The organism is Mucilaginibacter sp. P4_A11 (genome assembly GCF_056402535.1).
On sequence record NZ_JBFUHE010000013.1, the window covers coordinates 83,813 to 100,232 of the forward strand.

A 16,420-nucleotide genomic window follows, 5' to 3' on the forward strand; every position below is an offset into this window, starting at 1 on the left:
AATGAAAAGCCTTTTTTGTATTGCATAGGCTTGATTTAGCTTTACGAGGTCATTTCAAACATCTATGCCTTATGAGAAACCTCGCCTTTAACAAGAACGCTTTTTTAGTGTTATTTATTTTATTGGCATTGTTTAATATTAAATATGCGCAAGCGCAACGGACATATGCCACATCCGAGCAACACGGAGCAACAGGTGTTGCCTGTGTAAACTGCACAATGTTAAATGCTGCAAACGCGGCAGATGGTAATGTTCAAACATTCTCTTCCATAAATGTAACTGTTGGCTTAGCAGCACAAACCTACCAGGAGTTAATATTTCAAAGCGCAAAATCATCAGGCACCCCGGTCACTGTTAAGTTAGGATCGGGTGATAAACTGTTAAGCCTTACAGCCCTCGGAGGGGTTTTCTTACAGGCATATAACGGTAATACATCCATTGGTAGCCCGGTAGCCGTTGCTACATTGCTAACAGCACTAAGCAATAATAACCAGGTTGAGGTAAGTATAACACCGGCCCAGGCTTATGACAGGGTAAGGGTAACGGTTAACGGAGGCTTAGCCGGTGTTTTGGCAAATACTTATTTATATGATGCTTTTACTAACGGCACTGGTGCCGGTATTTGCGGTATGGCGGTTGATGAACTACATGGTATATCATCGGCTTTACTTGGTTTGGGTGCTAACGTGGGAGGCGTAGCAAATCCTCAGAACGCCATCGACGGTAATATTAATACAGCATCCACCTTAAACGCAGGTGTGGGTTTGCTTGGTGCATATGCTCAGCAAACTGTTATATATGAAAGTCCGTCGGTAACAGGCGATTCTGTGAGAATGACATTGTCAGTACCGCAAGCACTGATAGACGTGGGATTGCTGTCAAATATTTCGGTATCAACTTATCTTGGCAATACTTATAATAATGATCAAACGGCAATAAGTGCGTCGCTTTTAAATCTGCGATTGCTCAATCTAACTAATAACAGGCGGAAGGTTACGATAACCTTTGCGCCTACTCAAGTTTTTGACCGTGTGCAGCTTACCCTTGGCGGCGTAGCCAATGTTTTATCAACCCTTGATCTTTATGAAGCTATTAGATTAATACCAAGGCCGGTAACAAAAATTAATAATGCATTGGGCGTAACAGCTCAAATTAATTCTGGTTCAACGGCCACCCTTACTGCAAATGCCGTTGCCAATACTACATTTAACTGGTATACCCAGGCGACCGGCGGTTCGCCGGTTGCAACAGGGCCAAGCTATACAACACCGGCGCTCACAGCATCTACTGATTATTATGTATCTGCTTCGCGTACCGGTTGTACTGATGAGTCAGAAAGGACGAAAGTTTCGCTTACTGTAGGCACTACAACGCCAACACCTCCTGTAAACCCATCAGGTGTGCGGACTTATGCAAATGCACAGCAACCGGGAGCTGGTGGCTTGCTATGCCTTGGTTGTACGGTTACCAACCCTGGTAATGCTTCAGATGGTAACCTGCAAACCTATTCAACTTTAAATGTAACTGTTGGCCTTGCAGCCCAAACCTATCAAACCTTAACATTCCCCGGCGGTACCAAGCCTGTAGGTACACCTGTTACCGTTAAATTAGGTACAGGCGATAATCTACTTAGCCTTACAGCGCTTGGCGGCGTTGTTTTGCAGGCCTACAATGGCAATACGCCGGTTGGCTCGCCGGTTTCTGCCGCAACTTTATTATCGGCTTTAAGCAATAACAATCAAACTGAAGTTAGTTTTGCCCCAACGCAGGCTTATGACGGCATCCGTGTAACGCTTAACGGTGGGCTTGTTGGGGCTTTAAGCAGCATTTACTTATACGAGGGCTTTGTAACCACAGCAGGCCCCGCAGTTTGTAATACTGCTATAGATGAGTTGCATGGCATCTCTTCAGCGCTGTTGAATTTAGGGCTTAATGTAGGAGGCGTGGTCAATCCACAAAACGCTATCGACGGAAACCTGAACACAGCGTCCACATTAAATGCCGGCGTTGGCTTATTAGGAGCTTATGCGCAGCAAACAATCATATTTTCAAATCCATCGGTAATAGGCGATTCGGTAAGATTAACCCTTTCGGTGCCTGAGGCCTTACTGCAGGTTGGTTTACTGGCAGGTTCGTCGGTAAACACTTATTATGGTAATACCGATAATAATGATCTTACCTACTTAAGTTCATCATTATTAAAGGTTCGTTTGCTCGACCTTACCAATAACAGGCGTAAGGTTGTGATCACTTTTGTGCCGGGTAAGGTTTTCGACAGGGTGCAGCTGAGGTTAGGAGGTGTTGCCAACGTATTATCAACCCTCGATTTATATGAGATCCAGCGATTAATTGCCAAACCGGTAATCAAAATAAATAACGTAGCATCCAATGATGCCCAGATCTGTACGGGTACTACGGCGACATTCACTGCTACCGCAGTTCCTAATACAGTATTTCACTGGTATACACAAGCAACAGGCGGATCGCCGGTATTTACCGGGGCTGCCTTTACAACTCCTGTTTTAACGGCTTCGGCAACCTATTACGTTGCCGCCATGCGCAGCGGATGTACCGACGAGTCGGACCGAACTAAAGTAACTGTTACTGTAAATGCTGTACCGGCAGCACCGGTTATAGCCAACAATACTGTTAGCGTTTGTTCAGGGCAAACCGCTACGTTTACCGCCACCAGTGTAGCCGGCGTTACCATAAACTGGTATAGCGCCGCTACCGGCGGTACATTATTGCACACCGGCGATAGCTTTACTACACCGGCCCTAACTGCTGCCACAAGCTATTATGCCGAAGCAGTAGTTGCCGGCGGAAGCTGTGCAAGTGCAGCCCGCACCAAGGTAACTGCTAATATTACAGCGCCACCAGTTGCTCCAACACTTACTGCCGCCAACGTAACCATTTGTAGCGGCGGTGTAGCTACTTTATCGGTAAGCGGAGCGGTGGCAGGTACTACTTATAACTGGTACGCTGCTGCAACCGGAGGCACCCCGGTATTTACAGGGGCGACTTATACTACAGCCGCTTTAACCGCTAATGCAACTTACTATGTTGAAGCTGTAAATGCCGGCGGTTGCAGCAGCACTGCACGTACACAGGCAACTGTTACCGTTACACCTCTTCCTGCTGATCCAGCAGTATCCGCAGCAAACTCATCGATAGCTGCCGGGCAAAAAACAAGTATCAGCGTAACCAGTCCGCAGGCTGGTATTACTTATAACTGGTATACATCAGCAAATGCAGGTGCACCGGTATTTACAGGTACTACCTTCCAAACACCTTTATTATATAACAACACAACTTACTATGTAAGTGCTGTAAACGCTACCGGCTGCCCTTCGGCAAACCGCACTGCCGTTACTATTACAGTAACTATCAATACTAATGCGCCTTGTACGTTTGCTAATCAGCAAACGATGACTGTAAACGGCCTTTGTTTGGGTTGCACCGTTACCAATCCGGCTTTAGCTACTGATGCGGATACCACTACAGCTTCAACCATCAATGTACTGGCAGGTTTGTTAGGTGGTAATATTCAACAGGAACTCCGTTTTCAGCAGGCAGGTTTCGCAGGCGATACCATTAAACTGGTACTGCAAAATCCTAATGGTTTGTTAGGTGCTGCTGTTTTGGGTAATATTGGTGTAACACTTGCCAATGGCACAACCACTACAGCAAGCTATCAGCTTAATAACGCGCTGATCAAAGTATTCCTGCTTGCAGGCAGCTCTAATAAATATGCGGTTTATATCCCGGCAACCGGCGCCTACGATCGCATCACAATCAGCATCAACTCGGGTGTTGCAAGCTTGTTAACACCGCTTAATATTTATTATGCTTCGCAACAATTCCCGAAACCGGTGTTTAACCCAACTTCACCAGAAATTTGTAAGGGCAGCAGCGCGGTAGTTAATATTACTTCGCCAGCTAACGGGACATTTACCTGGTTTACTACGCCAACCGGCGGTACTTCGGTACATACCGGTACTTCATACACCACACCGGTATTAAATGCCAACACTACTTATTATATCGAATATACCCGCGGCACCTGTACAGGTACCGTAAGGTTCCCGGTTACTATTTTGGTTGATGATGTGCCGGCCGCACCAACTGTTACTGCCCAAAACGTAACTATCACCAGCGGACAAACAGCTACTTTAAATGCCACTGCCAGCAATGGCGCTACCATACAATGGTATGATGCAGCAACAGGCGGGAACCTTGTGCATACAGGTAATCCGTTTGTAACACCTGTGCTAACTGCCAATAAAACTTATTATGCAGGTACTGCCTTAGGTAGTTGCGTATCTGCCACCCGTACATCCGTTAATATTACTGTGCAGCCAATAGTTATACCTACTGTATCGGTAACACCTCCAACAGTTGCGCTGAATGCAGGACAAACAACTTCGTTTACTGCTTCATCAACTACGCCGGGGGTAACCTTTAACTGGTTTACTACGCCAACAGGTGGTACAAGCATCTTTACAGGCGCTACCTATACTACACCGCCGCAATTTGCCAATACTACTTTTTATGCCGAAGCTACAGTAACTGCTACCGGTGTAAAATCAACTACAAGAGCGCCTGGTGCAGTAACTATCAATCAACAGGCTTCAAATCCTGTACCTTGCGATGCTGCTATCGATCAAACCAATACTACAAGTGGTTTATTATGTTTAGGCTGCGGTATACTCAACGCAACGGGTTCGGTTGATGCAGACAGGAACACATTCTCGCAATTAGTAGTTCCGGTTGGGTTACTGAATGCTTATGCAAGTCAGACATTAAGGTTTACGAATCCTGGTCTTGCAGGCGATAGCGTAGTTGTTGAGTTGGGTGTTCCCGGAACGTTGGCCAGTGTAAGCGTACTTTCTCAAATTCAGATAGGTACTTACAATGGCGCCACTTTCAATAACGACTATACAAATGTAAACGGATCACTGATCAATATCCAGTTATTGAGCGGCACCAGCCGTTTCAGGGTGGCGTTTAAAGCAACCCACAATTTCGACAGGGTAGAGGTTAGGCTGAACGCGGCGCTTGCAGGCGTATTCAGCAGCCTGAATATTTACGATGCTTCGCAATCGGTAGCAGCTCCGGTTATCGCTGTTTCGCCGGTAACAACCTGTTCAGGTGCGCCGGTTACAATTAGCGCTACTGTTCCGGCTAACGTAACTGTGAAATGGTATACTTCGGCTACCGGCGGTACTGCTGTTGGTACAGGAGCTAATTTCACTACACCGTCCCTTAGTGCTACAACAACTTATTATGCCGAAGCAAGCCGCACATCTGACGGTTGTACACAAACTGTACGTACTCCAGTTAACATCAATGTGGTAACCATACCGGCAGCGCCTGTTGTGGCAGCGCCTAACGTAACTGTATGTGTGGGGCAAACAGCCTCGTTTAATATAACCCCGGTTACCGGTGTAACTTACAACTGGTACTCGGCAGCTACCGGCGGCACATTAGTGCATGCCGGTAACAGCTTTACGACTGCTGCCATCAACGCAACTACCAGCTATTATGCAGAAGCAGTATCTGGCGGAAGCTGTATCAGTACAACCCGTACCAAGGTAACAGCAACTTTAGCACCACCGCCAACAGCACCTGCACTTAACGCTACAAGCGTTAGCATTTGCGATGGTAGCGTTGCAACTTTAGCTGTAACCAGTCCAGCTGCCGGAAATATCTATAACTGGTATACCACAGCAACCGGTGGCGCGCCTGTATTTACCGGACCGACTTATACAACTGCTGCCTTACATAACAATACAAGTTATTATGTAGAAGCAGTAAACGCAGGCGGCTGCACCAGTGCCCAACGCACCCAGGCCGATGTTACTGTTGTTCCGCTTCCAGCTAATCCAACTTTATCGGCAAATAATACATCGGTAGCTGCCGGACAGAAAACAACTATAGGCGTTACCAATACGCAAACCGGTGTTACCTATAACTGGTATACATCTACTAACGCGGCAACACCAGTATTTACCGGTACTACTTTTGAAACACCTTTACTTTATAGTAATACAACTTATTATGTAAACGCGGTTAACAGTACCGGTTGTACATCGGCCAGCCGTACGCCAATCACCATTAACGTAACTATCAATACCAATGCTCCATGTACGTTTGCTAACCAGGAAACTGTTACGGTAAATGGAATTTGCCTGGGCTGCGGTGTAACCAATGAATTACTGGCAACTGATGCCGATACTACAACAGCATCAACAGTTAATGTATTAGCCGGTTTACTGGGTGGGTACGCTCAGCAGGAACTGCGTTTCCAACAGCCGGGTTTTGCAGGCGATACTATTAAACTGGTATTACAAAATCCTAATGGATTATTGAGCGCGGCAGTTTTGGGCAATATCCAGGTAACACTATCTAACGGTGCTACTCCAACTTCAACGCTTGCGCTTAACAGTGCTTTAATTAAAGTATACCTGCTTGCAGGAAGTTCTAACAAATACGCGGTTTATATCCCGGCTACCGGAGCTTACGACCGTATCACGGTAAAAATAAACTCAGGCGTGGCAAGCTTGCTTACACCGTTGAATATTTACTATGCGGCACAACAATTCCCTAAACCAATATTTAACCCAACTGCTCCCGAAATTTGTAAAGACAGCAGCGCGGTGATCAATATTACATCACCTGCCAACGGAACATTTACCTGGTACAATGCGCCGATAGGAGGTACTATTGTGCATACAGGTGCATCCTATACAACACCGGCTTTAAATGCAAACACCACTTATTATGTAGAATACAGCCGTGGTTCATGCGCGTCAACCGTAAGGTTCCCCGTAAATGTTATTGTTGATGATGCTCCGGCCGCGCCAACAGTTACGGCTCAAAATGTAACCATCACAGCCGGACAAACAGCTACTTTAAATGCCACCGCCAGCAACGGCGCAACTATACAATGGTTTGATGCACCGACAGGCGGCAACTTGGTATTTACCGGCAACCCTTATGTTACCCCAGTTTTAACCGCTACTAAAACTTATTATGCAGGTACCGCACTTGGCAATTGCGTGTCGGCTACGCGTACACCTGTAATTATCAGCGTACAGCCTGTTGTAATACCTGATGTAAGCGTAACCCCGCCAACTACCACAGTTAGTCCGGGACAAACAACTTCGTTCACTGCGTCATCAACCACGCCGGGAGCAGTATTTAACTGGTTCACTACGCCAACGGGCGGTACAAGTATCTTTACAGGAGCCACCTACACAACTCCACCTGAATTTGCCAATACTATTTACTATGCGGAGTCATCTATCCCGGCAACCGGCGTAAAATCTGCTACAAGGGCGACCGGTATAGTTACCGTAAATCAACAGGGCTCGAATCCTGTACCTTGCGACGCAGCTATTGACCAAACTAATACCACAAGCGGTTTACTGTGTGTGGGTTGCGGGGTGCTGAACGCTACGGGATCTGTTGACGCAGATCGCAACACCTTCTCACAATTATTAGTTCCTGTTGGATTGGTTAATTCATACGCCAGCCAAACTCTACGCTTTGCCAACACTGGTATAGCAGGCGACAGCGTAATAGTTGAATTAGGTGTTCCCGGAACACTGGCCAGCATAAGTGTACTATCACAAATTCAGATAGGTACTTATAATGGCGCAGCCTTTAATAATGATTACTTCAATATAAATGGCTCACTGATTAATATTCAGTTACTGAGCGGTACAAGCCGTTTCAGGGTAGCCTTCAAAGCCACCCATACGTTCGACAGGGTAGAGATCAGGTTGAACGCAGCCCTTGCCGGTGTGTTCAGCAGTCTGAATGTTTATGATGCTTCACAATCGGTTCCGGCACCTGCTATTACGGCATCACCGGTAACAGCTTGTTCTGGTACGCAGGCTACGCTGACAGCCACTGCTCCGGCAAACGTAACTATAAGGTGGTATACTTCGGCCACTGGTGGCTCACCAGTATTTACCGGTGCTACCTTTACTACTCCGGCATTAACCACATCAACAACCTATTATGCAGAAGCCAGCCGTACTGCCGATGGTTGTTCGCAGGCTGTTCGTACGCCAGTACAAGTAAATGTTACTGCGCCACCGGCTGCCCCGGTTGTGACGCTACCTAATACAACAGTTTGCGCCGGTCAGCCTGCAGCCTTTGCCGTGACTCCGGTTAATGGTGTTACTTATACCTGGTATGCTTCGGCTACTGGCGGCACTCCAATTATTACAGGCAACAGCTTCACTACTCCGGCTTTAACCGCTACTACTTCCTATTATGTAGAAGCAGCAAACGCAGGCCAGTGCAGTAGCAGTGCCCGTACCAAAGTAACTGCTAATGTAACTGCTACTCCTATTACGCCAACAGTATCGCAAGCAAGTACACAAACCTGCTCTGGTTCTTCGGTTACTTTAACCGCATCCTCAACTCAGCCTGGGGTTACCTTTAACTGGTATACAACTGCAACGGGCGGTACTCCTGTACATACAGGCGCACAATATGTTACGCCTGCTTTAACTGCCAATACATCGTATTACGTTGAATCTGCTACCGGCACCTGTACAAGTGCCAACCGCGCCAAAGCTGATGTTATCGTTAATCCAACCCCGGTTGCGCCGACTATTACGGTGGTTCCGGTCGGCGGACAGATCACATCCGGACAAACCGCTCAGTTATCAGCCAGTTCAACAACTGCTAATGTTACCTTTAACTGGTATAGCACAGCTAATGGTGGTACGCCGGTTCATACTGGGGCAAGCTTTACTACACCTGCCTTAACTACCAATACGACTTATTATGTTGAAGCGGTATCAAATACAACAGGTTGTATCAGCACAACCCGTACACCGGTTACAGTAATTGTTAACCCGGTATTCTCTACTTCATGCGATTTTGCATCAACCCAAACTAATACTACCAGCGGCGTAGCCTGCTTACTGTGCGGTGTAACAAATCCTGATAATGCTGTAGACGTTGATACAGTCAACTTCAGCCAACTTAACCTTGGGGTAGGTGCTATAGGCTATGTAGGCCAGAAACTGATTTTTGGCGATGCAGGCCTTGCCGGCGATACTGTGACTGTGAAAATTAAAGTACCGGTTAACCTGGCATCAGTAGGTGTATTAGGTCAGCTGCAGATAGGCTCGTTCAACGGTAATACGGATAATAACGACAGGATTGCACTGAGCAGCACACTGATCAAAGTAACCATACTTGCAGGCGGCCAAACAGCTTTGGTGAAATTTGTTCCGAAAGCTGCGTATAACGCGGTTGAGGTTAGGCTAACCACAACCGTATCGCTGTTTAACTCATTAAATATTTATTACGCAACCAAGCAGGTACCAATACCTCAGCTTACTGCTAAAACAGATAATATATGCGCCGGTGGTACTGCTACGTTTGCAGTGGCCAACCCGGTTGCAGGTGTAACTTATAAATGGTATTCGGCTGCTGTAGGAGGTACTTTGCTGCACACCGGCAATAATTACACTACCACTGCTTTAAATGGCACAACTAATTTCTATGTAGAAAGCAGCCGTACATCAAACAGCTGTCCTAACCCTAACAGGGTTGCCGCGACAGCAAACGTAACGCCGGCTCCGGTAAATCCGATACTTGCACAAAACGCGGTATCAATTTGCTCGGGCGATGCAGTTACCCTGTCGGTAACAAATGCAGCCGGTGCAACCGTGAACTGGTATGATGCGCCAACCGGCGGTACCTTAGTATTCACCGGTGCCAACTATCAGGCTACACCAATTGCAACAGTTAGCTACTATGCAGAGATCACTAATGGCAGCTGCATAAGCCCATCGCGTACAAAAGCTACTATTACAGTAAATCCTCGTCCGGCAGCACCGGGTGTACAAGCAAGTACTGTACAGGTTTGCCCTGGCAGTACCGCTACTTTAGCTGTACTTAACCCTGTTGCTGGTGTTAACTACGAATGGTTTGCTGCAGTAACCGGCGGCGCAGTGCTGCATACAGGTAATACTTATACTACAGCGGCTCTTACTTCGGATGCAACCTATTATGTACAGGCAACCAATGCTACTACAAGCTGTTCAAATAACGGTGCACGTACAGCTGTTGATGTAACGGTAACCAATTCACTTACAGCTCCTGTATTAAGCGCTGCTACCACTAATGTATGCAGCGGCGGTAGTGCAACCTTAAGTGTTAACAATCCGGTTAACGGCTTAACATACAAATGGTACACAGCTGCAACAGGTGGTGCACCAGTATTTACCGGGCCGATATTTACCATTAATAATTTAACAGCTGATGCATCATACTTTGTTGAATCATCAAACAGCTCAGGATGTACAAGCCCAACTCGTGCCCGTGCCGATATTACCGTACAGCCCATACCAACGGCTCCGGTTATACAAGCCAGTGCAGGCGGTCTTAATGTTTGTGAGGGTGAATCAACAAGCCTGAGCATCGCCAACCCGGTAACAGGTGTGGTTTACCGCTGGTATACCGCTGCAACCGGTGGCACATTGTTGTACACAGGCACACAGTATAATACACCCGTTTTAACTGTGGATGCTACATATTATGTTGAGGCCGCTCAGGCAGGTAACTGTAATGCCTCAACCCGTACGCAGGTTAAGGTAACGGTTAACCCATTGCCTGCTGATCCAATACTGGCCAGCACCAACGTACAGGTTTGCTTGGGGGCTCCGGCTACATTGAAGATCCAATCACCTGTAGCGGGTATCACTTACCAGTGGTTCAGCACCGCATCACAAACTACCAAACTGTTTGAAGGTACAACCTACATAACAGGGCCGCTTACCGCTAACGCAACTTATTACGTTGCAGCGGTAAATGCTTCAGGTTGCCAAAGTGCCAACTTAACCATTGCCCAGGTGAGCATTCAGGCAGCTCCATCGGCACCTGTAATTGCTAATGGTAGCACCGTACAAACCTGTATCAACAGTATTGTAACGCTTAGTATTTCAAATCCGCAAGCTGGGTTTACCTATAACTGGTACAGTGCAGCTACCGGTGGTACACCATTGGCTACAGGTACAAGCTTTAATACACCGGCACTGGCGGGTAATGTAACTTACTACGTCGAGGCGGTGAACAGTACAGGTTGTACATCAACCGGCCGTACATCGGTAGCAATCAATGTAAATCAAATCCCAACTGCGCCTACGGTAACAGCACAGGGTGGTGGAAATACCACCGTATGTTCAGGTAATACGATAGCGCTTACAGCTACCAGTACTACGCCTAACGTAAGCTTTAACTGGTATACAGCTGCAACCGGAGGTTCACCAATATTTACTGGTGCGACTTATACAACGCCTCCACTCACTGCTGCCACAACTTATTATGTTGAAGCGGTAAGCAACGGCAGTTGTGCTTCAACTACACGCACGGCTGTACAGGTAACTATAGGCAATACTACAACGCCGACACCACAGGTGGTAGCGGCCGATCTGTCAGTGTGTCAAAACAGCGCGGCCACAATTCACATCAGTAACCCTGATGCGGGTACCACCTACAACTGGTATAACGTAGCAACTGGTGGCAGCTCGCTATATACCGGCACTGCGTTTACAACACCGGTATTATCGGCCAATACCACTTATTATGTGCAAGCTTCAAACAGTCAAAGCTGTAATGCTTCGGCAAGGCTGGCTGTAAATGTGGTTATTGTTCCGCAGCCAAACGCACCGGTGCCAACATTGGCTAACGTGCCTGTATGCAGCGGAAATACAGCTACTTTATCGGTACAATCGCCGCAGGGCAATATCATTTACAAATGGTATAGCAATGCAGCCCGCACCAACCTCTTGTTTACCGGTTCAACCTATACAACTGATCCTATCCTGGCAAACACAACTTTCTATGTTGACGCCAGCAACGGATCATGCGCCAGCTCGTCGGCTGCAACTGTTCAGGTGACTATTTCGGCACCACCATCAACTCCGTTGCTGGTTAACAGCGCTCAAACCGCTTGTGGTGGGTCGCAGGTGCTGCTAAGTATTTCGAACCCACAACAAGGCTTTAGTTATAATTGGTACACTGCGGCTACGGGCGGTACCCCGGTTTATACAGGTACAAACTTTACCACGCCTTCGTTAACAGCCAGCAAAACTTACTATGCCGAAGCTGTTAATGGTACCGGTTGTAGTTCAAGTATAAGGGCATCTGCAACGGTTACTGTACTCGGCGCTCCAACTGCACCTACAGTAAGCGGACCAAATGCAGGTATCTGTCCGGGCAGCACAGCAACACTTACAGTCAGCAGTACTGCTAATGTTACCATCAAGTGGTATGCTAATGCAACAGGAGGAACAGCACTGGCTACAGGCGACAGTTTCACCACTCCGGCGCTAAATCAAACTACAACCTACTATGCCGAAGCATCAAACAGTGGTGGTTGTAATTCAGGTACACGTACATCGGTAACCGTACAGGTATTGCAAAAACTTGCAACGCCGGCGGTTAATGTTACAGAAACTACCGCAACAAGTATAACCTTTGGCTGGGCTGCTGTAACCGGGGCAACCGGATATGAGATCAGCTTAAATAACGGTTCCACCTTCAGTAGTGTAGGCACCGCGCTTATCTATAAGGTTGATAATCTGCAACCATTGCAAAGCGCTACGATAGTGGTAAGGGCCTTGGGTGCATCTGGTTGTGAGCTGAGTGATAATTCGGCAGCGGTGACCGGTACAACAACCAACCCGCTTGGTAACAGCATATTTATCCCTAACGCCTTTAGCCCTAATGGGGATGGCAATAATGATACGTTCCTGGTATTTGGCACCGTGATCAAAGGCATGAATATGTCGATATATGATCAGTGGGGTGGATTAATCTTCAAATCTACCAATCAGTCGGCCGGATGGGATGGAACATATAAAGGTAAGGCGCAGCCGGTAGGTGTATATGTGTACTACGTTGAGGCCACGCTAAACGACGGAGAAGTGATCAAAAGAAAAGGAACTATCAATCTACTACGATGAGAAATAAAATCACAATTGTAACCCTGCTATTGCTTATTGTGGTAGCAGGGCGGTTATCAGCTCAGGTTGACCCGCATTTTTCACAGTACTACGCTTACCCGTTATGGCTCAACCCTGCATTAACCGGAGTTATCAATGGCGATTCGCGCGTGAACGCAAACTTTAAAAGCCAATGGGCAACCATCAATAACGCCTATCAAACGGCGGCTATCTCTGCCGATATGCGCGCAACTGATAAACTTAGCCTGGGTGTAAATATCCTCGACCAGTCATCGGGCGGGCACAGCTTTAATTACCTGAGTGCTTATGGAGCTTTAGGGTATGCTATTTCTATCTCAGCAGATGGTAACCAGCGTTTAAGCTTTGGTGTTCAGGCGGGGATCATCAACCGTAGTTTTGATATGAACAAGCTTCAGTTTGGCAGCCAGTACACCCCAATAGGTGGTTTTGACCCCAATATGCCAAGCTTTGAAAACTTCAATACCACCAACAGTACTGTATTTGATGCCAACGCCGGTGTTTTTTATTACGATGGGGATCCGTTTAAGGATGTAAACGCTTTCGGGGGTATAAGCATAGGCCACTTGTCGAGGCCTAAAGATGCTTTCTCTGCAAATTCAGCAGGTAAGATCCCCTTGCGTTATACCGTTCACGGCGGCTTTAAGATCAAAGCTTCAGACTTTTTCGACCTTACACCAAACGCTGTTTATATCAAGCAACAGGGTGCGGATATAAAGGGCCTGGGCGCTTATTCTGAATTTAAGTTTCAGAACGATAATGGCCTTATCCTTGGTTTCCTGTACCGCTTTAAGGATGCTGCCGTTGCCGATGTAGGTTACCACGTAAAAAGCCTGATTATAGGCGCCAGTTACGATGTAAACACATCATCCTTAAACCGTGCCACAGGTGGCAATGGTGGTTTTGAATTATCCCTGAGCTATGTATTCCGCAAACGTGTGCAGGAACCTGAACCTGTTTGTCCAAGGCTTTAATTGCTTAACTATGAGAGCTATAATTATAACTATTTTCTTATCGGCCATTACCCTGACGTGTTTTGGCCAGTACGGTAAGGATTTTCGTAACCTGGGCGATAGGGCATTTGCGGATAAGGATTATTACGAAGCTGCCTTTTATTACCGTAAGGTTGCAGAAGGTATGCACCTGCTGCAAAGCAAGGAGGTGCCTTTTCAAACCATGAACAAGGCGCCCAAAAAGGATAAGCCATCGGATGCTACTTATGTGAGTTACAGGCTGGCCGAATCATACCGTTTGTATGAAAATTATATAGAGGCCGAAGGCTGGTATAAAAAGACCATCGATGCCCCGGATGCGGCAACATATCCACTGGCAAGGCTTTGGCATGGGGTGTGCCTACGGGCTATTCAGCATTTTGATGATGCTATTACTGAATTACAGCAATTTAACGTCGGTTATGATAAAACTGACGAAAACAAAGCTATCGCCAATAAGGAAATAGCTAACTGTACTTTCGCAAAAGAGCAATATAAATATCCGCAATTACTCGAAGCTGTAAAGCTAAAAGGGGATTGGAATTCGGACGGATCAGATTACGCCCTGCTTCAAACAGGTGATAACTTTATGTTTACCTCATCGCGCTTTGCAAAGGATGATAAAAAACACATCAACCGTATTTACACTGCCAATGCAGCCAGCGGCCTTAAACCGCAGGTAATTACTTTAAAAGATAATGATGCCAAAAAAGATGCCGAATACGGTACGCCATCATTAACCCCCGATGGTAAGCGGATGTACCTTACCCGCTGGTATAAGGAGGGAAGCAAGGTTTACCATAGTATTTATTTTACGCAAAAGCAGGATAGCACCTGGCAGCCACTGCATAAACTCGGCAGCAATGTTAATGCTGATGGTTACAATGCAATACAGCCGTTTGTTTCTGCCGATGGTAAGAAACTGTTCTTTGTTTCGAACAAACCTGGTGGTTTTGGCGGCGATGATATTTGGGTGAGCGATTTGGGCGATGACGGTGATGCCACAAACGCAGTGAACCTGGGCAGCAGCATCAATACAGATCGTGATGAACAGGCACCTTATTATAATGCTGATGAAAAAAGGTTGATATACAGCTCGAAAGGTTTTATTGGTTTAGGTGGATTTGATTTTTTTGAAAGTAAAGGTGATATCGGCAGCTGGAGTGCCCCGGTAAACATGGGCTATCCGATGAACTCGGCCAAGGATGACCTGTATTTTATGCCTGATAACAAGGATACCAACAAATGGTACATCAGCTCGGACAGGGAATCAGATTGCTGCTTGAACCTGTTCGAGGTGCATAACAAAAGCTTTATTCTGGCAGGCATAGTTACCGATTGCGAAACGCATAAACCACTACCCGGTGTTAAGGTAAGCTTTATCGACTCGCTGACAAAACAAACCCTTAAGGAAGTGACCACGGGGGCTGATGCCAAATATGCTTTTAAAGTAACCTCAAAAAGGCCATACAATTTAAAGCTCGAAAAAACAGGCTATTTCGCGAAGGTCCTACCTATCCCCGCAAGCGGTCAAATGAGCAACGATACGTTGTATAATGCCGAGATCTGCCTGCAAGCTTTTGAAAAAGATAAGCCTATTGTGATCAATAACATCTTGTATGATTTCAATAAGGCAACGCTACGGCCCGAATCTAAAACAGTGCTTAATGAATTAGTTACCATCATGAAAGATAACCCTAAGCTGATTATCAGGCTTGGCGCGCATACCGACTCGGTGGGCAGTGTAAAATATAACATCAAGCTATCACAAGCCAGGGCGCAGGCATGCGTGGATTATATTATAAGTCAGGGTATAACAACTGAGCGCATCTATGCCAAAGGATATGGAAAAAGTATGCCTGTTGCGCCAAACTCCTTACCTAACGGTAAAGATAACCCGGCAGGGAGACAACTGAACAGGCGCACAGAATTTACAGTGGTAAAAACAGAGTAATCATGGATTTATTAACCTAAGCTATTTTTTATGAAAGAATCAGCAACATTTCACCGACCGTTTTTAAGAACAAAAGGATTTTCAACGTTTCACATTCACATTTTTGAGCTGATACTGCTTGGCAAGGCCAATCGCGAGATCAACAGGCTTATGGGGTATACACCCAAATCGCACATGGTGGTTGACCACTCGCGCCAGGTTATGAATAAGCTGCTCTCATACGAGGGCCTGTGTAAACGTGATTATAAGGATAGGGTAGTATACCCCCGCAAATACCAGTTTTGGTGGAAAAAGCTGCTTGAAAAACATAAAAATACCCTGATCCAAAAAGCCATAATACCAGAATATTATGAAGATGTAGCGCCAGGTATTTAAAGATAAAAGGGCATATTGTTAGTTGATGTGCCCTGGGTTGTAATGGTTAGTACGAGCCCCGCGGATAAGTTTCTGTGGGGTTC

Annotated in this window: 4 protein-coding genes; all 4 read left to right on the plus strand. The window is 46.4% G+C overall.

Features of this window, described 5'->3' with window-relative positions:
- Nucleotides 1-71 precede the first annotated feature (71 nt).
- The 4 genes from AC1DUD_RS22705 to AC1DUD_RS22720 are packed head-to-tail and all read left to right on the plus strand — an operon-like array spanning nt 72 to nt 16,337.
- Nucleotides 72-12,998, plus strand: coding sequence for an Ig-like domain-containing protein (locus AC1DUD_RS22705; protein ID WP_477378632.1), 12,927 nt, complete (start codon nt 72-74; stop codon nt 12,996-12,998).
- Complete coding sequence (locus AC1DUD_RS22710; RefSeq protein ID WP_477378634.1) at nt 12,995-13,990, plus strand: PorP/SprF family type IX secretion system membrane protein; 996 nt, start codon at nt 12,995-12,997, stop codon at nt 13,988-13,990. Before AC1DUD_RS22705 ends, AC1DUD_RS22710 begins: the two co-directional genes overlap by 4 nt.
- Nucleotides 13,991-14,000: 10 nt before the next feature.
- Nucleotides 14,001-15,962 (plus strand): OmpA family protein, encoded by a 1,962-nt coding sequence (locus AC1DUD_RS22715; RefSeq protein ID WP_477378636.1) that lies wholly within the window; start codon nt 14,001-14,003, stop codon nt 15,960-15,962.
- A gap of 30 nt (nt 15,963-15,992) precedes the next feature.
- Nucleotides 15,993-16,337 carry a hypothetical protein gene (locus tag AC1DUD_RS22720; RefSeq protein ID WP_091211191.1) on the plus strand — a complete coding sequence of 115 codons (345 nt, stop codon included), beginning with the start codon at nt 15,993-15,995 and terminating at the stop codon, nt 16,335-16,337.
- Nucleotides 16,338-16,420 lie beyond the last annotated feature (83 nt).